The sequence below is a fragment of the Streptomyces sp. MMCC 100 genome, assembly GCF_041538145.2.
Lineage (GTDB): Bacteria > Actinomycetota > Actinomycetes > Streptomycetales > Streptomycetaceae > Streptomyces.
The window spans coordinates 1481809-1507849 of sequence record NZ_JBGORK020000001.1 but is presented as its reverse complement, the minus strand read 5'-3'; the positions used below and the strand labels follow the sequence as shown (position 1 = coordinate 1507849).

The 26041-nt window shown below is 70.1% G+C and carries 24 protein-coding genes; 8 read left to right on the top strand and 16 right to left on the bottom strand.

Annotated elements, in window-relative coordinates:
• Window positions 1-92: 92 nt before the first annotated feature.
• The 4 genes from qcrB to ctaE all read right to left on the bottom strand — a co-directional run bounded on the left by qcrB (window position 93) and on the right by ctaE (window position 4277).
• Window positions 93-1730, bottom strand: a complete 1638-nt coding sequence (gene qcrB, locus ABS735_RS06925; RefSeq protein ID WP_373901982.1) for a cytochrome bc1 complex cytochrome b subunit — start codon at window positions 1728-1730, stop codon at window positions 93-95.
• The gene (gene qcrA, locus ABS735_RS06920; RefSeq protein WP_373901981.1) at window positions 1727-2785 is read right to left on the bottom strand and encodes a cytochrome bc1 complex Rieske iron-sulfur subunit; all 1059 of its coding nucleotides are present in this window, start codon (window positions 2783-2785) and stop codon (window positions 1727-1729) included. The genes qcrB and qcrA overlap by 4 nt, the downstream gene beginning before the upstream one ends.
• The gene (gene qcrC / locus ABS735_RS06915; RefSeq protein ID WP_373901980.1) at window positions 2782-3591 is read right to left on the bottom strand and encodes a cytochrome bc1 complex diheme cytochrome c subunit; all 810 of its coding nucleotides are present in this window, start codon (window positions 3589-3591) and stop codon (window positions 2782-2784) included. Before qcrC ends, qcrA begins: the two co-directional genes overlap by 4 nt.
• Before the next feature lie 65 nt (window positions 3592-3656).
• Entirely contained in the window at window positions 3657-4277 is a 621-nt protein-coding gene (gene ctaE / locus ABS735_RS06910; protein WP_030186375.1) for an aa3-type cytochrome oxidase subunit III, read from the bottom strand.
• A 197-nt stretch (window positions 4278-4474) separates the two neighbouring features.
• On the opposite strand from ctaE, the gene ABS735_RS06905 reads away from it, so the two are divergent.
• Window positions 4475-4876 carry a response regulator gene (locus tag ABS735_RS06905; protein ID WP_373901979.1) on the top strand — a complete coding sequence of 134 codons (402 nt, stop codon included), beginning with the start codon at window positions 4475-4477 and terminating at the stop codon, window positions 4874-4876.
• 37 nt (window positions 4877-4913) lie between these two features.
• On the opposite strand, the gene ABS735_RS06900 is transcribed toward ABS735_RS06905, so the two are convergent.
• The 4 genes from ABS735_RS06900 to ctaC all read right to left on the bottom strand — a co-directional run bounded on the left by ABS735_RS06900 (window position 4914) and on the right by ctaC (window position 9409).
• On the bottom strand, window positions 4914-6191 hold the full coding sequence (locus ABS735_RS06900; RefSeq protein ID WP_373901978.1) for a L,D-transpeptidase: 1278 nt from the start codon (window positions 6189-6191) through the stop codon (window positions 4914-4916).
• Between the two features lie 130 nt (window positions 6192-6321).
• Complete coding sequence (locus ABS735_RS06895) at window positions 6322-6720, bottom strand: cytochrome c oxidase subunit 4 (RefSeq protein WP_373901977.1); 399 nt, start codon at window positions 6718-6720, stop codon at window positions 6322-6324.
• The gene (gene ctaD / locus ABS735_RS06890; RefSeq protein ID WP_373901976.1) at window positions 6717-8453 is read right to left on the bottom strand and encodes an aa3-type cytochrome oxidase subunit I; all 1737 of its coding nucleotides are present in this window, start codon (window positions 8451-8453) and stop codon (window positions 6717-6719) included. The genes ABS735_RS06895 and ctaD overlap by 4 nt, the downstream gene beginning before the upstream one ends.
• On the bottom strand, window positions 8450-9409 hold the full coding sequence (gene ctaC, locus ABS735_RS06885) for an aa3-type cytochrome oxidase subunit II (protein ID WP_061445190.1): 960 nt from the start codon (window positions 9407-9409) through the stop codon (window positions 8450-8452). Before ctaC ends, ctaD begins: the two co-directional genes overlap by 4 nt.
• A gap of 329 nt (window positions 9410-9738) precedes the next feature.
• Here ctaC and ABS735_RS06880 point away from each other — a divergent pair, with 329 nt between their 5' ends.
• The gene (locus ABS735_RS06880; RefSeq protein WP_373901975.1) at window positions 9739-11124 is read left to right on the top strand and encodes a cysteine desulfurase/sulfurtransferase TusA family protein; all 1386 of its coding nucleotides are present in this window, start codon (window positions 9739-9741) and stop codon (window positions 11122-11124) included.
• Window positions 11125-11245: 121 nt separating this feature from the next.
• Here the strand turns inward: ABS735_RS06880 and ABS735_RS06875 are convergent, their stop codons facing one another.
• Complete coding sequence (locus ABS735_RS06875; protein WP_373901974.1) at window positions 11246-12220, bottom strand: carbohydrate kinase family protein; 975 nt, start codon at window positions 12218-12220, stop codon at window positions 11246-11248.
• 132 nt (window positions 12221-12352) lie between these two features.
• Here ABS735_RS06875 and ABS735_RS06870 point away from each other — a divergent pair, with 132 nt between their 5' ends.
• Both ABS735_RS06870 and ABS735_RS06865 read left to right on the top strand, forming a co-directional pair.
• Window positions 12353-12562, top strand: a complete 210-nt coding sequence (locus ABS735_RS06870) for a hypothetical protein (RefSeq protein ID WP_373901973.1) — start codon at window positions 12353-12355, stop codon at window positions 12560-12562.
• Window positions 12563-12706: 144 nt separating this feature from the next.
• The gene (locus ABS735_RS06865; RefSeq protein WP_373901972.1) at window positions 12707-14245 is read left to right on the top strand and encodes a hypothetical protein; all 1539 of its coding nucleotides are present in this window, start codon (window positions 12707-12709) and stop codon (window positions 14243-14245) included.
• A gap of 96 nt (window positions 14246-14341) precedes the next feature.
• On the opposite strand, the gene ABS735_RS06860 is transcribed toward ABS735_RS06865, so the two are convergent.
• Window positions 14342-14698: a HesB/IscA family protein gene (locus ABS735_RS06860; protein WP_052839876.1), complete on the bottom strand. Its 357-nt coding sequence runs from the start codon at window positions 14696-14698 to the stop codon at window positions 14342-14344.
• Window positions 14699-14976: 278 nt separating this feature from the next.
• Here ABS735_RS06860 and nadA point away from each other — a divergent pair, with 278 nt between their 5' ends.
• The gene (gene nadA, locus ABS735_RS06855) at window positions 14977-16161 is read left to right on the top strand and encodes a quinolinate synthase NadA (protein WP_373901971.1); all 1185 of its coding nucleotides are present in this window, start codon (window positions 14977-14979) and stop codon (window positions 16159-16161) included.
• 76 nt (window positions 16162-16237) lie between these two features.
• Here nadA and ABS735_RS06850 read toward each other — a convergent pair whose 3' ends face one another.
• From ABS735_RS06850 to ABS735_RS06830, 5 genes are all read right to left on the bottom strand, one after another.
• A complete protein-coding gene (locus ABS735_RS06850; protein WP_373901970.1) occupies window positions 16238-19360 on the bottom strand; it encodes an efflux RND transporter permease subunit in 3123 nt (1040 codons plus the stop codon).
• A gap of 180 nt (window positions 19361-19540) precedes the next feature.
• Window positions 19541-20224: a response regulator gene (locus ABS735_RS06845; RefSeq protein ID WP_373901969.1), complete on the bottom strand. Its 684-nt coding sequence runs from the start codon at window positions 20222-20224 to the stop codon at window positions 19541-19543.
• The gene (locus tag ABS735_RS06840) at window positions 20221-21462 is read right to left on the bottom strand and encodes a sensor histidine kinase (protein ID WP_373901968.1); all 1242 of its coding nucleotides are present in this window, start codon (window positions 21460-21462) and stop codon (window positions 20221-20223) included. The genes ABS735_RS06845 and ABS735_RS06840 overlap by 4 nt, the downstream gene beginning before the upstream one ends.
• Before the next feature lie 173 nt (window positions 21463-21635).
• Complete coding sequence (gene pspAA / locus ABS735_RS06835; protein WP_373901967.1) at window positions 21636-21920, bottom strand: PspA-associated protein PspAA; 285 nt, start codon at window positions 21918-21920, stop codon at window positions 21636-21638.
• Between the two features lie 21 nt (window positions 21921-21941).
• On the bottom strand, window positions 21942-22739 hold the full coding sequence (locus ABS735_RS06830) for a PspA/IM30 family protein (RefSeq protein WP_274543304.1): 798 nt from the start codon (window positions 22737-22739) through the stop codon (window positions 21942-21944).
• A gap of 284 nt (window positions 22740-23023) precedes the next feature.
• Between ABS735_RS06830 and ABS735_RS06825 the strand changes: the two genes are divergently transcribed.
• The 3 genes from ABS735_RS06825 to ABS735_RS06815 all read left to right on the top strand — a co-directional run bounded on the left by ABS735_RS06825 (window position 23024) and on the right by ABS735_RS06815 (window position 25615).
• Entirely contained in the window at window positions 23024-23662 is a 639-nt protein-coding gene (locus tag ABS735_RS06825; RefSeq protein ID WP_373902322.1) for a DUF3043 domain-containing protein, read from the top strand.
• Window positions 23663-23745: 83 nt separating this feature from the next.
• Window positions 23746-24447 (top strand): class I SAM-dependent methyltransferase, encoded by a 702-nt coding sequence (locus ABS735_RS06820; RefSeq protein ID WP_373902321.1) that lies wholly within the window; start codon window positions 23746-23748, stop codon window positions 24445-24447.
• 79 nt (window positions 24448-24526) lie between these two features.
• Window positions 24527-25615, top strand: a complete 1089-nt coding sequence (locus tag ABS735_RS06815) for a S1C family serine protease (protein WP_373901966.1) — start codon at window positions 24527-24529, stop codon at window positions 25613-25615.
• 49 nt (window positions 25616-25664) lie between these two features.
• Here ABS735_RS06815 and ABS735_RS06810 read toward each other — a convergent pair whose 3' ends face one another.
• Window positions 25665-25907 carry a hypothetical protein gene (locus ABS735_RS06810; RefSeq protein ID WP_373901965.1) on the bottom strand — a complete coding sequence of 81 codons (243 nt, stop codon included), beginning with the start codon at window positions 25905-25907 and terminating at the stop codon, window positions 25665-25667.
• Window positions 25908-26041 lie beyond the last annotated feature (134 nt).

Sequence of the window (26041 nt, the reverse complement as noted above, 5' to 3'; positions counted from 1 at the left end):
CGCTTCCACCCTATCCAGCCCGGACACGGTCGAAGGGCCCCGTCCGCGGAACGGACGGGGCCCTTCGACCGTGGTGTGGCGACGCTGGAGGGTCAGTGGTGGCCGTGGCCGCTCGTGATCTCCTTGTACTCCTCGACGGTCGGCTTCGGAATCTGCGACTCCTCGCCGTAGTAGGCCTCGCTGAGCTTGGCGCGGAGCTTCTCGGTGCTCTTCACCTTGCGCTCGACACCGTTCTCGTCGACCGCGGGGCCGATCTCGGCCGGCTTGTACTGCTCGTGCGCCGTGAGCGTGTGCAGCTGCTCCTGGCTGAGCGGCTCGTGGACCTCGATGAACTCACCGTGCGGCAGGCGCTTGATGATGCCCGACTCGCGGCCGTGCAGCACCTTGTCCTTGTCCCGGCGCTGGAGGCCGAGGCAGATCCGCTTGGTGACGACGAACGCGATGACCGGCCCGAGGAAGAACCCGATCCGCACGAACCAGGTGACCGCGTTGATCGACAGGTGGAAGTGGGTCGCGACGATGTCGTTGCCACCACCGATCAGCATGATCATGTACGCGGTGACCCACGCGACACCGAAGGCCGTACGTGTCGGGGCGTTGCGCGGCCGGTCCAGGATGTGGTGCTCGCGCTTGTCCCCGGTCACCCACGACTCGATGAACGGGTAGAGGGCGATGAGCGCGAGGAAGATTCCGAAGACCACCAGGGGGACGAACACACCGAGGACCAGTGTGTGACCCCAGAAGTTGATCTCCCAGCCCGGCATGGCGCGGACCAGACCCTCGGCGAAGCCCATGTACCAGTCGGGCTGGGCGCCGGTCGACACCTGGTCCGGACGGTAGGGGCCGATGGCCCAGATCGGGTTCACCGACACGATGCCGGCGATCGCCGCGATGACACCGAAGACCAGGAAGAAGAAGCCTCCCGCCTTCGCCATGTACACCGGCAGCAGCGGCATGCCGACCACGTTCTTGTTCGTCTTGCCGGGACCCGCGAACTGCGTGTGCTTGTGGTAGAAGACCAGGATCAGGTGGCCGACCACGAGCCCGAGCATGATGCCCGGCAGCAGCAGGATGTGGATCGAGTAGAACCGGGCGACGAAGTCGGTCCCGGGGAACTCCCCGCCGAAGAGGAACATCGAGATGTACGTGCCGACGATCGGCACGGACAGGATCGCGCCCTGGGTGAAGCGGACACCGGTGCCGGAGAGCAGGTCGTCCGGGAGCGAGTAGCCGGTGAAACCGGTGAACATGCCGAGGACGAACAGCAGGAAGCCGAACAGCCAGTTGATCTCACGCGGCTTGCGGAACGCGCCGGTGAAGAAGACGCGCATCATGTGCACGAACATGCCGGCGAGGAAGATGATCGCCGCCCAGTGGTGGATCTGCCGGATCAGCAGACCGCCACGCACGTCGAAGCTGATGTCGAGCGTCGACTTGTACGCCTCACTCATCAGCTGTCCCTGCATGGGGACGTACGAGCCGTGGTACGTGACCTCGTTCATCGACGGGTGGAAGAACAGCGTCAGGTACACACCCGTGAGGATGATGATGATGAAGCTGTAGAGGCAGACCTCACCCAGCATGAACGACCAGTGGTCGGGGAAGATCTTGCGCATGTTGGCCTTGGCCAGGGAGTAGATCCCCAGCCGGCCGTCGGCCCAGTCGGCGACGCGTTCGCCGGCCGGTGCCTTCCCGCGAGAGCGGGGTCCGTCGTTGGCTGCAGTACTCATCCGCGCTCCCAGAATGCAGGACCGACGGGCTCCTCGAAGTCGCTGAGCGCCTCGAGATACCCCTCGTCGTTCACACCGATGCGCAGCTGCGGCAGCGGGTGACCGGCGGGACCGAAGATGACCCGGGCGCCGTCGGCAAGGTCGAAGGTGGACTGGTGGCAGGGGCAGAGCGCGTGGTGCGTCTGCTGCTCGTACAGCGAGATCGGGCAACCGACGTGGGTGCAGATCTTCGAGTACGCCACGATGCCCTCGTGCGACCACTCGAGCTCGCGCTTGTCCTTGATGGAGTCCGGCTCCAGCCGGATGATCATCAGGGCCGCCTTGGCGATCTCGTTCTGGAAGTCGTGGTCGTCCTCCTCCAGGCCCTCGGGCTTGGCGAAGGTGAGGGAACCGACCCCGATGTCCGACGGACGCATCGGCTCGTTCGTGTTCATGTTGACGAGCAGCTTGCCCTTGGACCACAGCGTGTGGCGGAGCTTCGTCCCGGGCAGCGGGCCGAGGTCGCGCAGCAGGACGACGCCGGAGAGCGGCACCAGCGTGAGCGCGCCCAGCATCGTGTTGCGGATCAGCTTGCGCCGGCCGATGACCGACTCCTTGGCGCCCTGCTTGAAGTCCGCGTGGACCTTCGCACGGGTCTCGGGGTCGGCCTCGATCGGGTGGCGCTCGTCGGCGACCTCCTCGTCGGACATCAGGGTGCGCGCCCAGTGGACGGCGCCCGCGCCGATGGTGAACAGCGCCACGCCCAGCGTCAGGCCCAGCGCGAAGTTCATCGCGTTGATGTGCCCGAGCGGGAAGACGAAGATCGACTTGTCGTGCGGGATCGCGACGAACGAGGCGATGAAGCCGATGGTGGCCAGCATCGACACCGTGAACAGCAGGGCGACCGTGCGCTCGGACCGCTTGGCGGCCCGTTCGTCGACGTCCTGGATCCGGTGCTCGTGGGGCGGCAGCCCCGGGTCCGCGAACGGGTTCTTGTCGTCCGCGGGCTTCGGCACGCCGTGCGTGCGGCCCTGCTCAGCCGGCAGGTTCTCTTCTGGAATGTCTTGGCTACTCATGACTTCTTGGCCTTTGCGGTCCGAGCGGCGACCCACACGGCGACGGCGATGCAGGCACCGAGGCCGAAGATCCAGCCGAACAGGCCCTCGCTGACGGGGCCGAGGCCGCCGAGCGAAAGACCGCCCGGGTCCACGGTCTCGTCACCGTTGACCGCGTCCAGGTAGGCGATGATGTCCTTCTTGTTCTGCTCCGACAGCGTGGTGTCGGGGAAGGAGGGCATGTTCTGCGGGCCGGTCTGCATGGCCTCGTAGATGTGCTTCGGGTCGACACCCTCGAGGCTCGGCGCGTACTTGCCGTGCGTCAGGGCGCCGCCCTTGCCGGTGAAGTTGTGGCACTGCGCGCAGTTGGTGCGGAACAGCTCACCGCCCTTGGCGATGTCCGCGCCCTCGGGGCCGTACTTCTCCTCCGAGGGGATGGCCGGACCGGCACCCAGCGAGGCGACGTAGGCCGCGAGCTGGTCGATCTCCGCCTGGGAGTAGACGACCTTCTTCTTCGGGATCTGCGCGCCGGGCTGCTGGGCCGGCATACGGCCGGTGCCCACCTGGAAGTCGACGGCCGCGGCGCCCACGCCGACCAGGCTCGGACCGTCGGTGGTGCCCTGCCCTCCGGTGCCGTGGCAACTGGCACAGCCGACGGCGTAGAGCTTCTTGCCCTCGTCGATGGCGAGGGACTGGGCGGATTCATCGGCCTGCGCCTTGCTCGCGGGTGCGAACGCGGCGTACAGCCCCCCTGTGCATGCCAGCGCGAGGAGTAGGACGACGAGTGCCGCCAGCGGATGGCGTCGTCGTGCGGAGAGCTTTTTCACGGATTACCCCGGTGTCAGGATCTTCTGCGTCGATGCTTCTGGTATTGCGCGGGTGCGTGCCGCGACTACTTGATCAGGTAGATCGTGGCGAACAGGCCGATCCAGACCACATCGACGAAGTGCCAGTAGTAGGACACGACGATGGCGGCGGTCGCCTGCTCGTGGGTGAACCTCCGGGCCGCGTAGGTGCGGCCGAGGACCAGCAGGAAGGCGATCAGGCCGCCCGTCACGTGCAGTCCGTGGAAGCCGGTGGTCAGGTAGAACGCCGAGCCGTACGGGTCGGAGGACAGGGAGATCCCGTCCTTCTTGACCAGTTCGGTGTACTCGAACACCTGACCGCCGATGAAGATCGCACCCATCACGAAGGTGACGATGAACCACATCCGGAGCTTCTTCACGTCACCGCGCTCGGCCGCGAACACGCCGAGCTGGCAGGTGAGGGAGGAGAGCACCAGGATCGTGGTGTTCGTCGCGGAGAACGGGACGTTCAGCGCGTGGGCCTTCTCGGACCAGAAGTCCGGGCCCGTCACCGATCGCAGGGTGAAGTACATCGCGAAGAGGGCCGCGAAGAACATCAGCTCGGAACTCAACCAGATGATGGTTCCGACGCTGGTGAGGTTCGGCCGGTTGACCGACGGGTGCGCGTGCCCGGTTTCTACTGTCGTTGCTGTCGCCACGACCGACATTATGTCGGTCGCTTATCCCGCCCTCACCCCGGGGGGTGCCGTTCGGTGTGTTCCCCCTGCTTGTACGGCCCGGATGGCCCATCGAACGGCCCGTCGAAGCCCTGTCCGAACCAGTGCTGACGGGGCGTTCGAGGGAGTAGCATCCGGCCCACGGGCCACGACGGCCCTCACCGGTCTCACCGCGTATCGGAGGAAGCATGCAGGCGACCGCCACGGTGCTGGTCTACAGCGACGACTCCAACACCCGCGAACAGGTGCGGCTCGCGACCGGCCGCCGGCCGGCTCCCGACGTGCCCGTGGTCGAGTTCGTGGAGTGCGCGACCCCGGCCGCCGTGCTCAAGGAGCTGGACAAGGGCGGGATCGACGTCTGCGTCCTGGACGGCGAGGCCGTGCCCATGGGGGGCATGGGCGTGTGCCGCCAGATCAAGGACGAGGTCTTCCAGTGCCCGCCGGTGCTGCTGCTCATCGCACGGCCGCAGGACGCGTGGCTGGCGACCTGGAGCCGGGCGGAGGCGGCGGTGACGTTGCCGGTGGAGCCGGTGGAGTTCGCGTCGGCGCTGGCCGCGCTGTTGCGGGAGAAGAGGTTGCAGGGCGTCTAGGGGGTGTCCCTGGGGACGCTGCCCCCGGCGGCGTCTGTCAGGTGCTCTCCGGTCGCAGTCGGGCCTGCTCCCCCGTGCCGGCGGCGTCGCCGGTGCCGCCCGTAAGGGCGCTGCCGGTGCGCCACTTCGCCCAGTCCATGTTCCAGTCGCCGAAGCCGTTGCCGAAGGGTTCCATCGTTTCGCCGCCGGAGTTGACGACCTCGACGAGGTCGCCCTCCTGGACGGTGTCGAAGAACCACTCCGCGCTGTCGGTGCTCATGCCGACGCAGCCGTGGCTGACGTTGGCGATGCCCTGGGAGCCGACGGACCAGGGCGCGGCGTGCACGTACTCGCCGCTCCAGGTCACGCGGGTGGCCCAGTAGACCGGCAGGTCGTACGCCTCCGAGGAGCCCTCGGCGATCCCGACGGTGCTGCTGCGCATGCGTACGAAGGGTTCCTTGCCGAGGACGACCTTGACCCCGTTGCGGGTCTCGAAGCCGGGCTTGCCGGTGGTGACCGGGATCTCCCGGATCTTCTCGCCGTCCTGGAAGACCGTGAGCGTGTGCGCGGCGGCGTCGGTGACGGCCACGACGCGGTCGTCCGTGGTGATCTTCAGGGGTTCGGCCTTGCCGCCCCACATCCGGTCGCCGATCTTGATGCCGTCGAGGGTGCTGTGGACCTTGATCGTGGCGTGGGCGGGCCAGTAGTCCTCGGGCCGGTAGTGGAGCTTCTTGTCGTCCACCCAGTACCAGGCGCCCTTCACCGCGGGCGTGGAGTCCACCTTCAGGGCGCGCTCCACTATGGCCCGCTGGGCCGGGTCCTGGACCGGCTGGCTCAGTTCCGCCGTGATGGGCTGGCCGACGCCGTACGCGCCCGCCTTGGGCCCGAAGACGACGTCCAGGGCCTTCTTGGCGCTGGGCCTCCCGGTCTCGAAGGTGAGCACCTTGCGGCCGGGTGCGCCGTCCCCGTCCTCGGTGCTGACGCGCACCGTGTAGCCGGCGTTGGCGGCCAGGGGCGAGGTGCTGTGCCAGCGGGCGCCGTCGGCGGACAGCTCGCCCGCGACGTAGCGTCCGGTCGCGTCCATGGCCGTGACGTCCGTGATGCGCCCGTCGGCGCCCTCGGCGACCACCTCCAGGGGTTTGTCCGGGTCGGCCTTCTTCCCGGCGTCCGTGGGGCCGTTGAAGGAGATCTGGCCGGCCGCGTCGTACGGGGTGGCGGACAGTGGGTTGTCGTCGTCGCCGCTGCAGGCGGTGACGCTCGCGCCGAGGGCGATCACCAGCAGGGTGCAGCCGACGACCGTACGCCCCCGCGCCTGGAAGTGAACCGTGTTGCTCATGAGCTCACGCTAGGGAGAGACGTCAACGGCGGCACGGTGGATAAGCCGGAAGAGTGAGCGGCGGTACGACGAACGAAGGGGCCCGGACGCTCCTGACGGAGTGTCCGGGCCCCTTGGTGCTCAGCGCGTGCTACTGGGTGCGGTTCTCACCGCGGTAGTACTCGAAGACCCAGCCGAACAGGCCGATCAGGAGGATCGGTGCCGAGAAGTACATCAGCCACCAGCCGAGTGCCACGCCCATGAAGGCGAACGCGCCGCCGATGCCGAGCGCCAGCGGCTGCCAGCTGTGCGGGCTGAAGAACCCGACCTCACCGGCGTCGTCCGCGACGTCCGCCTCCGTGTTGTCCTGCGCGCCCACGTCGACCCGCCGCGCCGTGAAGGCGAGGTAGAAGCCGACCATGATGGCCAGGCCGAAGGCCAGGAAGAGCGCCGTGGTGCCCGCCGGCTCCTTCGACCAGTAGCCGTAGACGACCGCCACCGCGAGGAGGAAGACGCTCAGCCAGATGAAAATCTTGCCCTGGATCTTCACTTCCCGGCCTCCTTGCCGCCGGCGAGGGCCTTCTCACCGTGGCCGACGTTCTCCAGCTGGTCGATCGCGGAGATCTCGGGGTGGTGCAGGTCGAAGGCGGGGGATTCACTGCGGATGCGCGGCAGCGTGAGGAAGTTGTGCCGCGGCGGCGGGCAGGAGGTCGCCCACTCCAGCGAGCGGCCGTAGCCCCACGGGTCGTCCACCTCGATCTTCTTGCCGTACTTGGCGGTCTTCCAGATGTTGTAGAAGAACGGCAGGAGCGACATGCCGAGCAGGAACGAGCTGATCGTCGAGATCGTGTTCAGGGCGGTGAAGCCGTCCGCCGCCAGGTAGTCGGCGTAGCGGCGCGGCATGCCCTCGGCGCCCAGCCAGTGCTGGACCAGGAAGGTGCCGTGGAAGCCGACGAACAGCGTCCAGAAGGTGATCTTGCCGAGGCGCTCGTCCAGCATCTTGCCGGTGAACTTCGGCCACCAGAAGTGGAAGCCGGCGAACATCGCGAACACCACGGTGCCGAACACCACGTAGTGGAAGTGCGCCACCACGAAGTACGAGTCCGAGACGTGGAAGTCCAGCGGCGGCGAGGCGAGGACGACACCGGTCAGACCACCGAAGAGGAAGGTGATCAGGAAGCCGGTGGACCACAGCATCGGTGTCTCGAAGGACAGCGAGCCCTTCCACATGGTGCCGATCCAGTTGAAGAACTTCACACCGGTCGGGACCGCGATCAGGAAGGTCATGAAGGAGAAGAACGGCAACAGCACGCCACCCGTGACGTACATGTGGTGGGCCCACACCGTCACCGACAGACCCGCGATCGCGATCGTCGCGCCGATCAGGCCCATGTAGCCGAAGATCGGCTTGCGGGAGAAGACCGGGATGATCTCACTGACGATGCCGAAGAACGGCAGCGCGATGATGTACACCTCTGGGTGTCCGAAGAACCAGAAGAGGTGTTGCCACAGCAACGCCCCGCCGTTGGACGAGTCGAAGATGTGGGCGCCGAACTTGCGGTCGGCCTCCAGCGCGAACAGGGCCGCGGCCAGCACCGGGAAGGCGAGCAGGACCAGCACACCGGTCAGCAGCACGTTCCAGGTGAAGATCGGCATGCGGAACATGGTCATGCCGGGCGCGCGCATGCAGATGATCGTGGTGATGAAGTTGACCGAGCCGAGGATGGTGCCGAAGCCGGAGAAGGCCAGACCCATGATCCACAGGTCGCCGCCGATGCCGGGCGAGTGCACCGCGTCGGACAGCGGCGAGTAGGCGAACCAGCCGAAGTCGGCCGCGCCCTGCGGGGTCAGGAACCCGCCCACTGCGATGGTCGAGCCGAACAGGTACAGCCAGTAGGCGAACATGTTCAGCCGCGGGAACGCCACGTCCGGCGCGCCGATCTGCAGCGGCATGATCCAGTTCGCGAAGCCCGCGAACAGCGGCGTCGCGAACATCAGCAGCATGATCGTGCCGTGCATCGTGAACGCCTGGTTGAACTGCTCGTTCGACATGATCTGCAGACCAGGCCGGGCCAGCTCGGCGCGCATGAAGAGCGCCATCACGCCGCCGATCACGAAGAACGCGAACGACGTCACCAGGTACATCGTGCCGATCGTCTTGTGGTCAGTGGTCGTCAACCACTTGACCACGACGTTGCCGGGCTGCTTGCGCCGTACCGGCAGCTCGTTCTCGTACGAGTCCTCCGCTGCCGAGGCACCCTGGGGTTCGTTGAGGATGCTCACAGGTTGTTCGTCTCCCGGTTCTTCTCGTGGCTCGTCTGAGCGATGCCCGCGGGAACGTAACCGGTCTGCCCCTTCTTCGCGAGGTCCTGGAGGTGCTGCTCGTAGCGCTCCGGGGAGACGACCTTGACGTTGAACAGCATCCGGGAGTGGTCCACGCCGCACAGCTCGGCGCACTTGCCCAGGAAGGTCCCCTCCTTGTTGGGGGTGACCTCGAAGGCGTTGGTGTGGCCCGGAATCACGTCCTGCTTCATGAGGAACGGCACCACCCAGAAGGAGTGGATGACGTCACGCGAGGTCAGGACGAAGCGGACCGTCTTGCCCTTGGGGAGCCAGAGGGTCGGGCCCGGGTTGTTGGTCTGCGGGTTCCGGGTGCCGGGGGTACCGCAGTCGTAGACACCGCCGGCGTTCGCCGGGAAGTCCTCGACGAACCGGTCCGGGATGCCGGCCAGTTCCTTGGAGGTCTTGGCGTCGCCGGTGGAGCCCGGGACGTCCTCGATGTGGTTGAAGCACCAGCTCCACTGGAAGCCGACCACGTTGACCGTGAGGTCGGGCTTCTTGTTGAGGCTCATGAGATCGGACTCGTCGCGCGCGGTGAAGTAGAACAACACCGAGACGATGACGAGCGGAACCATGGTGTACAGCGCCTCGATGGGCAGGTTGTACCTGGTCTGCGGAGGGACCTCGACCTTGGTGCGGCTGCGCCGGTGGAAGAAGACACTCCACAGGATCAGGCCCCACACCAGCACGCCGGTGGCCAGCGCGGCAGCCCAGGAGCCCTGCCACAGGGAGAGGATCCGCGGAGCCTCTTCCGTGGTTGGGGTGGGCATGCCGAGGCGGGGGAAGTCCTCGTATGTGCAACCGGTGGCGGTCGCCAGGACCAGGCCCGCGGTCAGTGCCTGCAGCAGCTTCCGCCGCATCGGGCGCCGCGGCGAGCGGTCGGAGCCGTTGGGACTCACGTAGCGCCTTCCCGAGAGTCTCGCCCGCGCGGTTGGCTGCGGCCTGCCTTCTCGCTGGTCGGTCGCCGCCCTGCGTCGGGCAGGGGTTTGATGTTTATGCGGACCAAACCCTAGCCGACGCCCTCCGGGGGGTCGCGGGGAGGGTGGCATACGCGCCGGGGGTCACTCTTTAAGGGTGGGGTGGAGGCGCCCACGGGGCAGGGAGGTGCGGTTTCGTTGGCGGCTGACGGTTCGTTGTGGTTGTTCGCGCCCACGCGGCGGGGCCGCACATGTCACAGCCCCGCGCCCCTGACGGGGCGCTGCAGCCCCCGGCGTTCTAGCGTTGGCGTGTGGCCTACTTCGACGCTGCTTCCGCTGCTCCTCTCCATCCCGTTGCCCGCCAGGCTCTGTTGGCCTCGCTCGACGAGGGGTGGGCCGATCCTGCTCGGCTGTACCGGGAAGGGCGGCGGGCCCGGCTGTTGCTCGATGCCGCTCGGGAGGCGACAGCGGAGTGTGTGGGGTGCCGGGCGGACGAGTTGGTGTTCACGCCTTCGGGGACGCGGGCGGTGCATTCAGGTGTGGCGGGGGCGCTGGCCGGGCGACGGCGCACGGGGAGCCACCTGATCGTGTCATCGGTCGAACACTCCTCCGTACTCCATGCGGCCGAGGCGCATGAGGGCGGCGGCGGGAGTCTCACCCAGGTCCCCGTGGACCGGACGGGCGCGGTGGACCCGGCGGCGTACGCGGCGGCCCTGCGCGAGGACACGGCACTGGCCTGTCTCCAGTCGGCCAACCACGAGGTGGGCACCGAGCAGCCGGTGACGGAGGTGGCGGAGGCCTGCCGGGCGGCGGGTGTGCCGCTGCTGGTGGACGCGGCGCAGTCGCTGGGCTGGGGACGGGTCGAGGGCGACTGGTCGTTGCTCGCGGCCAGCGCCCACAAGTGGGGCGGGCCCTCGGGGGTGGGGCTGCTCGTCGTACGCAAGGGTGTCCGGTTCGCAGCGCAAGGGCCCGGGGACGAGCGGGAGTCGGGGCGGGCGCCCGGTTTCGAGAACCTGCCGGCGATCGTGGCCGCGGCGGCGTCGCTGCGGGCGGTGCGGGCCGAGGCGGCGGCGGAGGCGGCCCGGCTGCGGGAGCTGACGGAGCGGATCCGGGCCCGGGTGCCGGACCTGGTGCCGGACGTGGAGGTGGTCGGCGATCCGGCGCGCCGGCTGCCCGGGGTCGTCACCTTCTCGTGTCTCTATGTCGACGGGGAGACTTTGCTGCACGAGCTGGACCGTGCCGGTTTCTCCGTGTCGTCCGGGTCGTCCTGCACGAGCAGCACGCTGATGCCGAGCCACGTCCTGAAGGCGATGGGGGTCCTGAGCGAGGGCAACGTCCGGGTGTCGCTGCCGCCGGGCACCCCGGCCGAGGACGTCGAGCGGTTCCTCGAGGTGCTGCCGGGCACGGTGGCCGCGGTGCGCGCGAAGCTGGGGGCGCCGGCCGCGCCGGAGACCGTCCGTGCGGCCGGCAGCCCCGACCTCGTCGTGGACGCGCTGGGCCGGCGCTGTCCCATTCCGGTCATCGAACTGGCCAAGGTCATCGGCGACGTCCCCGTCGGCGGCACGGTCCGCGTCCTCTCCGACGACGAGGCGGCCCGCCTGGACATCCCGGCATGGTGCGAGATGCGGGGGCAGGAGTACGTGGGCGAGGAACCGGCGGAGAGAGGAACGGCTTACACGGTCCGCCGGACGAGCTGACCCACCCAGGGGCGCGGGGCTGTGTCAATGTGCGGCGCCGCCGCGTGGGCGCGACCGGCCCCCACGCACCCGCACACGGCATCGCGCATCAAGGGGCTCCCCCGTAGTCGCAACCCCCGCTTCAGCCCAGGTGCGCCTGAACCTCCCCCGCGGCGTCGTCCCCGTACGCCTTCGTGAACCGCTCCATGAAGTGCCCGCGCCGCAGCTGGTACTCCTGCGTGCCGACCGTCTCGATGACGAGCGTCGCCAGCATGCAGCCGACCTGCGCCGCGCGCTCCAGCGACACGCCCCAGGCCAGCCCGGACAGGAACCCCGCGCGGAAGGCGTCGCCGACGCCCGTGGGGTCGGCCTTGCGCTCCTCGTCGGGGACGCCGACCTCGATGGTCTCCTCGCCGACCCGCTCGATGCGCACGCCCCGCGCGCCGAGGGTGGTGACGCGGTGGCCGACCCGACCGAGGATCTCCTCGTCCGTCCAGCCGGTCTTGGTCTCGATGAGCCCCTTCTCGTACTCGTTGGAGAAGAGGTAGGTCGCCCCGTCCAGCAGTATCCGGATCTCGTCGCCGTTCATCCGGGCGATCTGCTGGGAGAAGTCGGCGGCGAACGGGATGGAGCGCGTGCGGCATTCCTCGGTGTGCCGGAGCATCGCCTCCGGGTCGTCGGCGCCGATGGAGACCAGGTCGAGACCGCCCACGCGGTCGGCGACGGTCTTGAGTTCGATGAGGCGGGCCTCGCTCATCGCGCCCGTGTAGAAGGAGCCGATCTGGTTGTGGTCGGCGTCGGTGGTGCAGACGAAGCGGGCGGTGTGCAGGGTCTCGGAGATGCGGACCGAGCCGGTGTCGACGCCGTGCCGGTCCAGCCAGGCCCGGTACTCGTCGAAGTCCGCGCCGGCCGCGCCGACCAGGATCGGCCGGGTGCCGAGCTGCCCCATGCCGAAGGCGATGTTCGCGGCGACGCCGCCCCGGCGTACGTCCAGCTGGTCGACCAGGAAGGAGAGCGAGACCGTGTGCAGCTGGTCCGCGACGAGCTGGTCGGAGAAGCGGCCGGGGAAGGTCATGAGGTGGTCGGTGGCGATGGAGCCGGTGACTGCGATGCGCACGGCGTGGACTCTCTCCTGAGGGGAGGCGGGTTGACGGTTCACGCTACCCGGCGGTGCCGCCAGGCTGAAGCAGGCGAAACTACCCGGTAGTACAACTTTCTCCGCGGGACGGGACGTGCCTACGGTTCTGTTATGACGAACCTGAGGGCCGCCGACCCCGCCCCGGCCGACCTGGACGGCGACCTGGCGTCGCTGCGCGGTGACTGCGCCCGGATGACCCCGCGCTGGTCGGCACCGGCCGACGCCTCCGCCCGGCCGGTACCGCTCGCCCTCATCCACGGCGTCCGGGTGCCGCCGGCGTCGGCCCGGTTGCTGGAGGCGATGTCGGACTACGGCGACTGAGGACCGACGGGCGGATCCGAGGCGGCTCCGGGGCGGTTCGGGCGGCTTTGAGGCTGTTCGGGCGACGCGCGCCGTCACCGGGAACCGGATCCCGGCCCACCGCGTCCCATCGCTGTCCCCAGTAACAGCCGAAGGAGCGATGCGGTGAACACCGAGCGACCCGACAACGACGACGCCCACGCCGCCGACGAGGCAGGCACGGGGCGTCCCGCGCGGCGGCGCCCCCGGGCGGTCGCGGTCGCGTCGGTCGCCGCCGCCGTGCTGCTCATGGGGGGCGGCGGCGCCTACCTGGCCACGTCCGCCGCCGGCGGTGACCCGGACGGCGGTACGGCGTCCGGGGCCTCGGGCGACGACACTCCCCCGCCGCTCCCTCTCGACGACCACGACGGGGCGTCCCCCGAGGGCGGCCCGAACGGCATCGCGCCCGGCGAGCCCGACCCGTACGGCGTCACCTACCGCGCCGACGGGCCGCTCCCGCAGGGCCCCGGCTCGGCGCCCGTGTACCGGGCGAAGGGCGACGTCACCGCGGCCGAGGTGGCGCGGCTGGCCGAGGCGCTGGGACTCGAGGGCGCCCCCCGCACCCAGGGCGGGGCGTGGCAGGTCGGCAACGCGAAGGACGGTTCCGGGCCGTTGCTCACGGTGGACCGGCAGGCGCCGGGCACCTGGACCTTCCACCGCTACACGCCCGGCACCGACAACTGCAAGAAGGGCGCCGTCTGCAAGGCCCCCTCGGCCGACGGGGACCCGGTGGGCGAGGCGGCCGCGAAGAAGGCGGCGGCGCCGGTGCTGAAGGCGCTGGGCCAGGACGACGCCAAGCTGGACGCGAGCCAGGTCATGGGCGCCCGGCGGGCCGTGAACGCGGAACCCGAGGTGGGCGGGCTGCCCACGTACGGCTGGACGACCGGGGTGGTCGTCGGCGCGCGGGGCGAGGTGGTCGGCGGCAGCGGCCAGGTGAAGACGCCGGTCAAGGGGGACACGTATCCCGTCCTGGACGCCGAGGAGACGCTGGCGCTGCTGAACGCGCCGGGCGCCGGTACCGGGGCCGGGGGTGCCGGGGGCATCGGCGGCTGTGCGAGTCCCGTACCGCATCAGGACGGGGCGGACCTGCCCTGCGCGCTGCCGACCGGCGCGTCGGGGAAGCCCGGGACGGGGAAGAAGCAGGTCGCCACCGTCGAGGAGGCGGTGTTCGGGCTGGCCGCGCATCCGGTGCGGGGACGGCAGACGCTGGTGCCGTCCTGGCTGTTCGAGGTGCGGGCGCCGGGTGCGGACGACGCCGTCACGGTCACCTACCCGGCGGTCGACCCGAAGTTCCTGACGACGGCGGCCCCCGCCTCGCCCGCCTCCCCCGTCCCGTCCGACGAGCCGACCTCGAAGCCCGGGGAGCCGCGGGACGTACGGGTGAGCGGGTACACGGCCGCCGACGGCGAGCTGACCGTGCACTTCACGGGCGGGGTGTGCTCCGACTACGACGCGAAGGCGAAGGAGAGCGGCGGGAAGGTGACCGTCACGGTGACCGAGACCCCGCACCCGGACAAGGTCTGCATCCTGATCGCCAAGGAGTACGAGCGGACGGTGCCGCTCGACAAGCCGCTCGGCGACCGGACGGTCGTCGGCTCGGACGGCGAGGACGTTCCCGTGCACAAGCCGGGCGCGCGGCTGCCGGCCCCGTCCGGGGGCCGGTGACACCGCACCCACCGCACGACGGAAGGGCGGCGGCCCGGGACGAATCCCGGGCCGCCGCCCTTCTCACGTTCGGATGCCTCGCGGCGGCTCAGCCGGTCAGCTGAAGGAGTCGCCGCAGGCGCAGGAGCCCGTCGCGTTCGGGTTGTCGATCGTGAAGCCCTGCTTCTCGATCGTGTCCACGAAGTCGATGGTGGCACCGCCGAGGTACGGGGCGCTCATGCGGTCGGTGGTGACCTTGACGCCGCCGAAGTCCTTCACCACGTCGCCGTCGAGCGAGCGCTCGTCGAAGAAGAGCTGGTAACGCAGGCCGGAGCAGCCGCCGGGCTGGACGGCGACGCGCAGCGCGAGGTCGTCACGGCCTTCCTGGTCGAGCAGCGCCTTGACCTTCGACGCGGCGGCGTCGGTCAGGATGATGCCGTCGGTGACGGTGGTGGTCTCGTCCGATACGGACATCTACATCTCTCCCGGGTTGTACGGAGACTGCTTGCCGACGGTTTCAACCGACGGAGCCGCGGATTCATTCCGGGCGCAACCGAGGTCTTTGTCCTCGGCGTTCCCCTTCATGCTCGCACACGCCCCCGCCGACGGTCAGCGGCTGTGGACGACGGCTCGGGCACCGGGATTCACGTCACACCGACACTATGGGCATCGTCAAAGTGACGTGAACCGGTTATGATATATAGCGTCAGTTCGACGAAAAGGGTCGACGAAAAGTAGAAAGGGTGCGTGTCGTGACCACCGCCCAAACCCAGGAGCTCGACGTACAGCCGACGCCCCTCGCCCTGCTGCTCCTCGGCCGTGAGGCCGACCCGAGGAGCGAGCGCGGTGTGGAGTGCCCCGGCGACCTGCCCTCGCCCTCGGACCCGGACCTGGTCGCGCGCGCCCGTGCGGCCAAGGAGAAGCTCGGCGACAAGGTCTTCGTGCTCGGTCACCACTACCAGCGCGACGAGGTCATCCAGTTCGCCGACGTCACGGGCGACTCCTTCAAGCTGGCCCGGGACGCGGCCGCGCGCCCGGAGGCCGAGTACATCGTCTTCTGCGGTGTGCACTTCATGGCGGAGTCGGCCGACATCCTGACCTCGGACGACCAGAAGGTGGTCCTGCCCGACCTGGCGGCCGGCTGCTCCATGGCGGACATGGCCACCGCCGAGCAGGTCGCCGAGTGCTGGGACGTGCTGACCGAGGCCGGGATCGCCGACCAGGTCGTGCCCGTCTCGTACATGAACTCGTCCGCGGACATCAAGGCGTTCACCGGCAAGCACGGCGGCACCATCTGCACCTCCTCCAACGCCGAGCGGGCCCTGAACTGGGCCTTCGAGCAGGGGGAGAAGGTCCTCTTCCTGCCCGACCAGCACCTCGGCCGCAACACCGCGGTGCGGGACCTGGGCATGTCGCTGGAGGACTGCGTCGTCTACAACCCGCACCGGCCGAACGGCGGGCTGACGACGGAGGAGCTGCGCGCCGCGAAGATGATCCTGTGGCGGGGTCACTGCTCGGTGCACGGCCGTTTCAGCCTCGACTCGGTCAACGACGTGCGTGCGCGCATACCGGGCGTGAACGTCCTGGTGCACCCCGAGTGCAAGCACGAGGTCGTCGCCGCCGCGGACTACGTCGGCTCGACCGAGTACATCATCAAGGCCCTGGAGGCGGCCCCGGCCGGTTCCAAGTGGGCCATCGGGACCGAGCTGAACCTGGTCCGCCGCCTGGCGAACCGTTTCGCCGCCGAGGACAAGGAGATCGTCTTCCTCGACAAGACGGTCTGCTTCTGCTCGACCATGAACCGCATCGACCTCCCGCACCTGGTCTGGGCGCTGGAGTCGCTGGCCGAGGGCACCCTGGTCAACCGCATCGAGGTCGACAAGGAGACGGAGGCGTTCGCGAAGCTGGCCCTGGAGCGGATGCTGGCGCTGCCGTAGGCGGTTCTTGCCGCGTGAGCACTGAGGGTGTCCCCACCGAGCGGTGGGGACACCCTCCTGCGTTCTGCCGCCGCCGTCAGACCTTCGCCGGCTCCGGCTCGTCCGACGCCTCCGCCTGCGGCGGCACATCGCCGCCGCCCTTCTTCGCGGCCCGCTTCTTCGCGCGCCGTTCCTTGCGGAGCTCCAGCATCGCGTAGAGGGTCGGGACCAGGAGCAGGGTCAGCAGGGTCGAGGTGATCAGACCGCCGATGACGACCACGGCCAGCGGCTGGGCGATGAAGCCGCCCTCGCCGGTGACGCCCAGTGCCATCGGGAGGAGGGCGAAGATCGTCGCCAGGGCCGTCATGAGGATGGGCCGCAGACGGTGGCGGCCGCCCTCGATCACGGCCTCGACGACGCCGTAGCCCTGCTTGCGGTACTGGTTGATCAGGTCGATCAGCACGATGGCGTTGGTGACCACGATGCCGATCAGCATCAGCATGCCGATCATCGCCGGGACGCCCATCGGGGTGCCCGTGGCGATCAGCAGGCCGATCGCGCCGGTCGCCGCGAACGGGATCGACACCAGCAGGATCAGCGGCTGGGCCAGCGACCGGAAGGTGCCGACCAGCAGCATGAACACGATCGCGATCGCCGCGAGCATGGCCAGGCCCAGGTTGACGAAGGCCTCGTCCTGGTCCGCCGTGACGCCGCCGATCTCGGCCGTGGCACCGGCCGGCAGGTCGAGCCCGTTGATCTTCGACTGGAGGTCCGCGCTGACCGCGCCGGTGTTGTCGCCGGTCGGCTTGGCGGTGATGGTCGCCGCGCGCCGGCCGTCGATGCGGGTCATCGAGACCGGGCCGTCCACCAGCCGCACGGTGGCGATGTCACCGAGCTTGGCCGGGCCCAGGTTCAGCGCCTTCAGCTCGGCCATCGTCCGGGCGGGCTGCGCCGACTTGATGACGACGTCGCGCTCGGTGTCGTCCAGGGTCGCCTTGGCGGCCGGGGTGCCGCGCACCGCCTGGGCGACAGCCGCGCCGAGGGTCTGGTCCGTGAAGCCGGCCCCGGCGGCCTTCGCGTTGGCCTTGACCGAGACGCGCGGCACGCTCTGCGCCAGGTCGCTGGTGACGTCGGTGACGTCGTCGAGGTCGGCGACGGTCTTGCGGACCTGCTCGGCGGCCTCGCGGAGCACCTGCGCGTCGGCCGCCTTGACGACGACGCTCAGGTCCTGGCTGCCGAAGCCGTCACCGGCGGCGATCGTGGTGGTGCCGATGCCGTCGAGCTTCGCCAGCCCGTCCTCGATGTGGTCCTGGACGTCCTCGTAGGACGCCGAGTCCTCCAGCATGATCTGGTACGAGGCCTGGTTGGTGTCCGTGCCGCCGCCGAAGGCGGCCATGAAGCCGGACGAGCCGATGGTGACCTGGTAGTCCTTGACGCCCTCGGTGTCGCCGAGCAGCTTCTCGACCTTCTCGGCCTGCTCGTCGGTGGCGCCGAGGCTGGTGCCGGGCTTCAGCTCCTGCTTGACGCTGAGGACCTTCTGCTCGCCCTGGTCGAAGAAGTTGGTCTTCAGCAGCGGCGCCATGCCGAACGTACCGAGCAGCACGACGACCGCGATGGCCACACTGATCAGACGGCGGCGGGTGGCGAAGCGCAGCACGGGGACGTAGAAGCGCTGCAGGCGGCTCTTCGCCTCCTTCTCCTCCGCGATGCGGCGGGCCTCGGCCGCGTCCTCGGGGGTGCCCTTCGGGGGCCGCAGGAACCAGTACGACAGGACCGGGACGACCGTCAGCGACACCAGCAGGGACGCGAGCAGCGCCGCCGTGACGGTGAGGCTGAAGGAGCCGAACAGCTCGCCGACCATGCCGCCGACCAGACCGATCGGCAGGAACACGGCGACCGTGGTGAGCGTGGACGAGGTGACCGCTCCGGCGACCTCGCGGACGGCCGTGAGGATGGCCTCCTTGCGCTCCTCGCCGTAGCCGAGGTGCCGCTTGATGTTCTCCAGGACCACGATCGAGTCGTCGACGACGCGGCCGATGGCGATGGTCAGCGCGCCCAGCGTCAGCATGTTGAGCGACAGGTCGCGCGTCCACAGGACGATCAGCGCCAGCACCACCGACAGCGGGATGGAGACCGCGGTGACCAGGGTGGAGCGGATCGACGCCAGGAAGACCAGGATGACCAGGACGGCGAAGAGCAGACCGAGCCCGCCCTCCGTGGTCAGGCCCGAGATGGCCTTGGAGACCGCCGGGCCCTGGTCGCTGACGACGGTGAGGGTCGCGCCGGAGCCGAGCTGTTCGCGCAGGCCGGGGAGCTTGTCCTCGACGGCGTTGGAGATGGAGACCGCGCTGCCGTCGTGGTCCATCGTCACGGCGACCGCGAGCGACGGCTTGCCGTTGGTGCGGGTCAGGGAGTCGGCCTTGGCCTCCTCCTCCTTGACGGTGGCGACGTCACCGAGGCGGACCGGCTTGTCGACGCCCTCACCGGTGACCATGAGGTCCTGGATCTGCTTGACCGAGGTGAAGCCGCCGCCGACCTGGACGGTGCGGTTGGCGCCCGCCTCGTCGAAGGAGCCGGCCGGGACGGTCGCGCCGCCGGCCTGGAGGGACTGGGCGAGCGCCTGCGGGCTCACCTTGGCCGCGGCCGGCTTCGCCGGGTCCGGCGTGACGGTGACCTGGACGTCGCGGACCCCGTCGACCACGACCTGGGCGACGCCGTCGATGTCCTTCAGCTCGGAGACGACCGTCTTGTCGAGCTGGTCGGCCAGCGCCTGCTGGTCCTTGTCCGAGGTGACGGCGAGGACGACGGTCGGGATGTCGTCCGTCGAGCCGGAGATGACCTGCGGGTCCACGGTGTCCGGAAGCTGGGCGCGGGCCCGGTTCACGGCCTGCTGGACGTCGGCGACCAGCTGCTGGGTGTTCGGGCCGTAGTCGAAGGACGCCATGATGACGGCGTTGCCCTCACTGGCCGTGGAGGTGACGCCCGAGATCCCGTCGACGGCCTCGAGGCTGTCCTCGATCGGCTCGACGACCTGCTTCTCGACCACGTCCGGCGAGGCACCCTGGTACGGGGCCAGCACCGACACCATGGGCAGTTCGATGGTGGGCAGCAGCTGCTGCTTGAGCTGGGGGATGGCGATCGCCCCGAAAACGAGCGCGACGATCGACATCAGCCCTATCAGGGCCCGTTGCGCGAGGCTGAATCTCGACAGCCAGGACATGGATCAGGGTCTCTCTTCTGTGGCCGAGCGGGGGACGGGGCACATGGCAGCGCCGGGCGCGGGCGGCACAGGTGAGCGCCCACTCCAACACCCTGAGCCATGCGCGACCCCGGTTCCCTAGGCCCCAGGTCCATTTCCTTATGCGGCGCATACTCCCGCCGCAGTACACGCGGGTAGAGGTCACTCCACCCTTGGACGTACCAGCCCGGATTCGTACGCGATGACGACCAGCTGGGCGCGGTCGCGGGCGCCCAGCTTGGCCATGGCCCGGTTGACGTGGGTCTTCACGGTGAGCGGGCTGACCTCCAGCCGCTCGGCGATCTCGTCGTTGGAGTGCCCGCCGGCCACCTGGACCAGCACCTCGCGCTCGCGCACGGTCAGCGACTCCAGCCGCTCGGCGCGGGCGGGGTCGCGTTCCTCGTCGTCCGTGCCCTGCTGGGCGAGGAAGCGGGCGATCAGTCCCTTGGTGGCGGCCGGCGACAGCAGCGCCTCGCCGCCGGCCGCGACGCGGATCGCGCTGAGCAGTTCCTCGGGCTCCGAGCCCTTGCCGAGGAAGCCGGAGGCGCCGGCGCGCAGCGACTGCACCACGTAGTCGTCGACCTCGAAGGTGGTCAGTATGACCACGCGGACGTGGGCGAGGGACGGGTCGGCGCTGATCATGCGGGTGGCGGCGAGGCCGTCGGTGCCGGGCATCCGGATGTCCATCAGCACCACGTCGGCCCGCCGTTCGGCGGCCAGCCGGGCCGCCTCCGCGCCGTCGGACGCCTCCCCCACCACCTCCATGTCGGGCTCGGAGTCGACCAGCACCTTGAAGGCGCTGCGCAACAGCGCCTGGTCGTCGGCGAGCAGGACACGGATCGTCATACGGGGTCCTTGGTGGCGTCGGTGGCGGCGTCGGTGCGGTTCTTGACCGGAAGGATCGCATGCACGCGGAAACCGCCTCCGTAGCGGGGACCGGTGGTGAGGGTGCCGCGCACGGCGGTGACGCGCTCGCGCATGCCGAGCAGACCGTGCCCGCCGCCCTCGGCGGGAGCGTCGGGGTCCTCACCGTCGCCGGCGCCGTCGTCGAGCACGGTCACCTCGATGTCCGGCCCGACCCGTACGACGCTGACCTCGGCCTTCGCCTGCCGCCCCGCGTGCTTCTGCACGTTGGTCAGCGCCTCCTGGATGATGCGGTAGGCGGCCAGGTCGACGGCGGCGGGCAGCTCGGTGCCCTGGTCGGTGCGGGCCACCTCGACCCGCAGTCCGGCGTGGTGGAAGGTGCCTACGAGGTCGTCGAGGCGGGCCAGGCCCGGGGCGGGCTCGGTCGGTGCCTCCGGGTCGCCGGACTGGCGCAGCAGACCGACGGTGGCCCGCAGTTCGTCCAGCGCGGAACGGCTGGCCTCCCGTACGTGCGCGAGCGCCTCCTTGGCCTGGTCGGGCCGCTTGTCCATGACGTGCGAGGCGACCCCGGCCTGCACGTTGACCAGGGCGATGTGGTGGGCGACGACGTCGTGCAGGTCGCGGGCGATGCGCAGCCGTTCCTCGGCGACGCGGCGGCGCGCCTCCTCCTCCCGGGTGCGCTCGGCCTTCTCCGCCCGGTCGCGGATGGCCTGCACGAAGGCGCGGCGGCTGCGGACGGCGTCCCCGGCGGTGGCGCCGATGCCGGTCCAGGCGAAGACGGCGAGGTTCTCCTGCGCGTACCAGGGCAGGGTCCCGGCCAGCATGGCGGCGCCGGTGAGCACGGTCATGGTGAGCAGGCCGACCCGCCAGGTGGTGGGGCGGTCGGTGGAGGCGGCGACGGTGTAGAGGGCGACGACGGCGGACATGACGACGGGGGCGCGCGGATCGCCGGTGACGCTCTCGACGACGGAGACGCAGCCGGTGACGGCGAGGACCGTCATCGGCGCCCGGCGGCGGAAGGCGAGCGCGACGGCGCCCGCGGTCATGAGGGCGAGGCTGAGCGCGTCGGGGGTGCGCAGGCCCCAGCTGACGCCCTCCGGGCCGTGCGGGTCCACGAAGGAGCCGGCGACCATGCAGACCAGGACGGCCACGGCGAGGGCGGTGTCCGTGGCGGAGGGGTGGGCGCCGAAGACGCAGCGGGCTCTCGCAAGGGTGCTCACGGTTTTTTACGGTAGCCGGACCGGGCGTGTCTCGTGAGTGGGCCCGCGTTCCGTGGACGTTGGCTGGGGGCTGCGCCCCCAGACCCCCGCCATCGGCCTGAACGGCCTCGTCCTCAGACGCCGGACGGGCTGTGCATGCCGGCCTGCGCCAGTAGGCCGGACAGGCTGAAAGGTCACGCACCGCCCGGGATGAGGCCGTCGTCGCTCAGGAGCTCCCGGACCTCCTCCAGGGTGGCGTCCGGGGAGGGGAGGATGAGGTCGGACGGCTCGAGGGTGTCGTCCGGGAGGGGCTCGCCCAGTTCGCGGACCTTGGCCAGGAGGGCCTGGAGGGTCGCGCGGAAGCCGGGGCCGTCGCCGTTCTCCATCTCGGCGAGGAGTTCGTCGTCCAGCTTGTTCAGCTGTGTGAGCCGGCCGTCGGCCAGCTTCAGCTGTCCCTCCCCCATGATCCGTACGATCATGTCGGCCCTCCTAGGCGTGGGCTACTGCTTGTCGAAGCGCGGGGTGTCCTGCGGCTGCTGCTGGGACTGCGACGGGGCCTGGCCCTGACCCTGGCCGCCCTCGATGGCCTGGCGGTCGGAGGTGGAGCCCCCGGCCAGCTCGGCCTTCATGCGCTGCAGTTCCAGCTCTACATCCGTACCACCGGAGAGCCGGTCCAGCTCGGCCTGGATGTCGTCCTTGTGCATGCCGGACTGATCGTCGAGGGCGCCGGAGGCGAGCAGTTCGTCGATGGCGCCGGCCCGGGCCTGGAGCTGGGCGGTCTTGTCCTCGGCCCGCTGGATGGCCAGGCCGACGTCGCCCATCTCCTCGGAGATGCCGGAGAACGCCTCGCCGATGCGGGTCTGCGCCTGGGCCGCCGTGTAGGTGGCCTTGATGGTCTCCTTCTTCGTGCGGAAGGCGTCCACCTTGGCCTGGAGGCGCTGGGCCGCAAGGGTGAGCTTCTCCTCCTCGCCCTGCAGCGTGGCGTGCTGCGTCTCCAGGTCGGTGACCTGCTGCTGGAGCGCGGCGCGCCGGGACAGCGCCTCGCGGGCCAGGTCCTCGCGGCCCAGCGCCAGCGCCTTGCGGCCCTGGTCCTCCAGCTTGCCCGACTGGGACTGGAGCTGGTTGAGCTGAAGCTCCAGGCGTTTGCGGCTGGTGGCCACGTCGGCGACGCCGCGGCGCACCTTCTGCAGCAGCTCCAGCTGTTTCTGGTACGAGTAATCGAGGGTCTCGCGCGGGTCCTCGGCCCGGTCAAGGGCCTTGTTGGCCTTTGCGCGGAAGATCATCCCCATACGCTTCATGACACCGCTCATGGGCTTCGCGCGCCCCCTTCTGACCGACTCCAGCTCCAGCGACTGCAACAGAACCCACAGTACGGGCCCTGCATCCATTACCGCACTGTTCGGGGACGGATGCGCTCATCCCCAAGGACGACTGCGTACGTTCCCCGTCCGGCGCAGGGAGTAGGTGCTTCCCGGGGTTGTCCGGAAAGTCCCGGTGTCCGGGGCTGTACGCACCATCCGCTCTGTACATCCGCTCTGTCCACTTACAGACGTCCGGCGTTGCCGGATCGTTCCCCACCGGGCTGGGGTCCACACCCCGGCACCCCGTACCCTTGGGTTTTGTGTTCCGTAGCCGTGCCAAGGATGAGAAGGCCCAGAGCGCCGTCAGCGCGCAGGTGACCGACTCCAAGCAGCCCCGTGACCCGCAGGCCCCGAAGGGAAGGCCCACGCCCAAGCGCAGTGCGGCCCAGTCCCAGCGCCGCAGCGTCGCCCATACGCCGATGACGCGCAAGGACGCCGCCAAGCGGCAGCGCGAGGAGCGGCGGACCGCGATGGCGCGGCAGCGCGAGGCGCTGGCGAAGGGCGACGAGCGGTACCTGCCGGCCCGTGACAAGGGCCCGGTCCGCAAGTTCGCGCGTGACTTCATCGACTCGCGGTTCAACATCGCGGAGTACTTCCTGCCGATGGCCGTGATCATCCTCGTGCTGAGCATGATCCGGGTGGCCTCGCTGCAGAACATCGCGCTGCTGCTGTGGCTGGTCGTCATCGTGCTGATCGTGCTGGACTCGATCGTCACCGGCTTCCGGCTGAAGAAGCGGCTCGCCGAGCGCTTCCCGGACGAGCGCAAGCGCGGCGCGGTCGCCTACGCGCTGATGCGTTCGCTCCAGATGCGCCGGCTCCGGCTGCCGAAGCCGCAGGTCAAGCGCGGGGAGCGGCCCTGAGCACGACGCCGTTCGCCGGGGGCGCGGCCGAGGCCTGGACAGCGGGGCTGTCCGGGCTTCGCAACGTCGTACGGCAGGAGATGGTGGCCCGGCAGCTGGACGAGCAGATGGCCGGGCGCTTCGCCGTGGGCAGGCGGCTGCGCGTGCTCGACGTCGGGATGGGCCAGGGCACCCAGGCGCTGCGGCTGGCACGGGCCGGGCACCAGGTGACCGGCGTGGAGCGGGACGCCACGATGATCGCCGCCGCGCGGGACGCGCTGGCCGGCCAGCCGGAGGGCATCCGGGAGCGGATGCGGATCGTCGAGGGCGACGGCCGGGACACCGGTGTGCACTTCCTGCCGGGCAGCTTCGACGTGGTGCTGTGCCACGGCGTGCTCATGTACGTCGAGGAGCCCGATCCGCTGCTCGCGGGGCTGGCCAGGATGCTCGCACCCGGGGGCCTGCTGTCGCTCGTGGTGCGCAACGGCGACGCGCTCGCGCTGCGCCCCGGCCTGCACGGCGACTGGGCGGGCGCGCTGGCCGCCTTCGACACCACGAACTACCGCAACCGCCTGGGCCTCGACGTCCGCGCGGACCGGCTGGCGACGCTGACGGCGAGGCTCGCGGGCATCGGCGCCCCGCTGCACACCTGGTACGGCGTGCGGGTCTTCACGGACACGGCACCCGACGGAACGACACCGCCCGACGACCTCGAGGCCCTGCTGGCCGCCGAGGAACGGGCCGGCCGGACGGACCCGTACCGCGCGGTCGCGGCCCTGCTCCACCTGTGCGGAGTGCGGGGCTAGCGGGTACGGCCCCCGGCTCGGGCGCCCGTTCGGGTGTTCCCCGGGGGCCGGGCTCCGGGTGCGCGGTGAGACTCGGGCCATGGACATCTCCCGCACCCGTCTGCCCCGGCTGCTCGCTCCGATCGCCGTCCTGGCCTGCTCCCTGCTGCTCGCGACCGGCTGCTCCGACGCCGGTTCGGGGACCGACCGGGGCTCGGGGAGCGCGCGGGAGGGCGACACGGCGCAGGCCGCGGCGCCGCGCGCGGCCAGTGAGCTCCAGGCCGACTACGAGCGGGTGATCAAGGACGTACTGCCGTCGGTGGTGCAGATCCAGGCGGGCGACTCGCTGGGGTCGGGGGTCGTGTACGACGACAAGGGGCACGTCGTCACCAACGCGCACGTCGTCGGGGACGACAAGTCCTTCCGGGTGACGACGGCCCGCAACGAGGGTGCCCTGACCGCGAAGCTGGTCTCCTCCTACCCGGAGCAGGACCTGGCGGTCCTCAAGCTGGACAAGGTGCCCGGCGGCATGAAGGCGGCCCGCTTCGGGGACTCCGCGAAGGTCGAGGTCGGGCAGATCGTGCTGGCGATGGGTTCGCCGCTCGGCCTGTCCTCCAGCGTGACGCAGGGCATCGTGTCGGCGACGGGGCGGACCGTCACCGAGGGCAGCAGCGGGGGCGGCACGGGCGCGACCATCGCCAACATGGTGCAGACCTCGGCGGCCATCAACCCGGGCAACAGCGGGGGCGCCCTGGTGAACCTGGACGGGCAGGTGATCGGCATCCCGACGCTGGCGGCGACCGACCCCGGCCTCGGCGACAGTGCGGCGCCCGGCATCGGGTTCGCGATCCCGGCGTCGATGGTGACGACGGTGGCCGATCAGATCGTCGAGGACGGCAAGGTCACCGACTCGGGCCGGGCCGCGCTGGGCATCACCGCCCGGACGGTCGTCGACGACAGCTACCGACCGGCCGGTGTGGCCGTCGTCGAGGTGAGCGACGGCGGGGCCGCGGCCGAGGCGGGGCTGCGGTCCGGGGACGTCATCGTCAAGCTCGGGGACACGGACATCACCACCATCACCTCGCTGTCCGAGGCGCTGGCGTCGATGCGGCCGGGCGACCGGACGAAGGTGACATACACCCGGGACGGTGACCAGCACACCGCCGAGGTGACGCTGGGCGAGCAGTGACGGGGGCGAAACCGCCCCCGCCCGCCCTGGAGCCCCGGCCCCCCGGGCCTCAGGCCTCGGTCCCTGCCTCGGCCTCGGCCTCCGCGTCCTCGGCGTGCAGGCTCATCGGGCCGTAGATCTCCGTGGAGTCCTCGAAGAGCCGCACCTGGTCGGTGCCGCCCGCCCGGAGGTCCTTCCACTGCTCCCCGATCCAGGACTCGGCGTCCCCTTGCGTGGTGAACTCCTCGGGCTGCACCGCGGGCTGGACCTCCGTCCCGTCGGCCGTCTCGAACCGCCACGTCCATGCCGCCATGTACGCCTCCAAGGTGTGAGCACATGCAGAGCGGAACCCGGATCTTGATCCGACCTCCGCCCGCAGCCTATGCGCTGAAACTGGCGTACCCCAGAAGGCCCGGGGAGAAGACCCGGAGAGGGGCACCGGGGACG

Excerpts from the sequence above, each read along its gene's own strand:
- qcrB (WP_373901982.1), bottom strand. The coding sequence starts at position 1,730 with ATGAGTACTGCAGCCAACGACGGACCCCGCTCTCGCGGGAAGGCACCG.
- qcrA (WP_373901981.1), bottom strand. The coding sequence starts at position 2,785 with ATGAGTAGCCAAGACATTCCAGAAGAGAACCTGCCGGCTGAGCAGGGC.
- ctaE (WP_030186375.1), bottom strand. The coding sequence starts at position 4,277 with ATGTCGGTCGTGGCGACAGCAACGACAGTAGAAACCGGGCACGCGCAC.
- ABS735_RS06905 (WP_373901979.1), top strand. The coding sequence starts at position 4,475 with ATGCAGGCGACCGCCACGGTGCTGGTCTACAGCGACGACTCCAACACC.
- ABS735_RS06900 (WP_373901978.1), bottom strand. The coding sequence starts at position 6,191 with ATGAGCAACACGGTTCACTTCCAGGCGCGGGGGCGTACGGTCGTCGGC.
- ABS735_RS06870 (WP_373901973.1), top strand. The coding sequence starts at position 12,353 with ATGACGAACCTGAGGGCCGCCGACCCCGCCCCGGCCGACCTGGACGGC.
- ABS735_RS06860 (WP_052839876.1), bottom strand. The coding sequence starts at position 14,698 with ATGTCCGTATCGGACGAGACCACCACCGTCACCGACGGCATCATCCTG.
- ABS735_RS06850 (WP_373901970.1), bottom strand. The coding sequence starts at position 19,360 with ATGTCCTGGCTGTCGAGATTCAGCCTCGCGCAACGGGCCCTGATAGGG.
- ABS735_RS06845 (WP_373901969.1), bottom strand. The coding sequence starts at position 20,224 with ATGACGATCCGTGTCCTGCTCGCCGACGACCAGGCGCTGTTGCGCAGC.
- pspAA (WP_373901967.1), bottom strand. The coding sequence starts at position 21,920 with ATGATCGTACGGATCATGGGGGAGGGACAGCTGAAGCTGGCCGACGGC.
- ABS735_RS06830 (WP_274543304.1), bottom strand. The coding sequence starts at position 22,739 with ATGAAGCGTATGGGGATGATCTTCCGCGCAAAGGCCAACAAGGCCCTT.
- ABS735_RS06815 (WP_373901966.1), top strand. The coding sequence starts at position 24,527 with ATGGACATCTCCCGCACCCGTCTGCCCCGGCTGCTCGCTCCGATCGCC.
- ABS735_RS06810 (WP_373901965.1), bottom strand. The coding sequence starts at position 25,907 with ATGGCGGCATGGACGTGGCGGTTCGAGACGGCCGACGGGACGGAGGTC.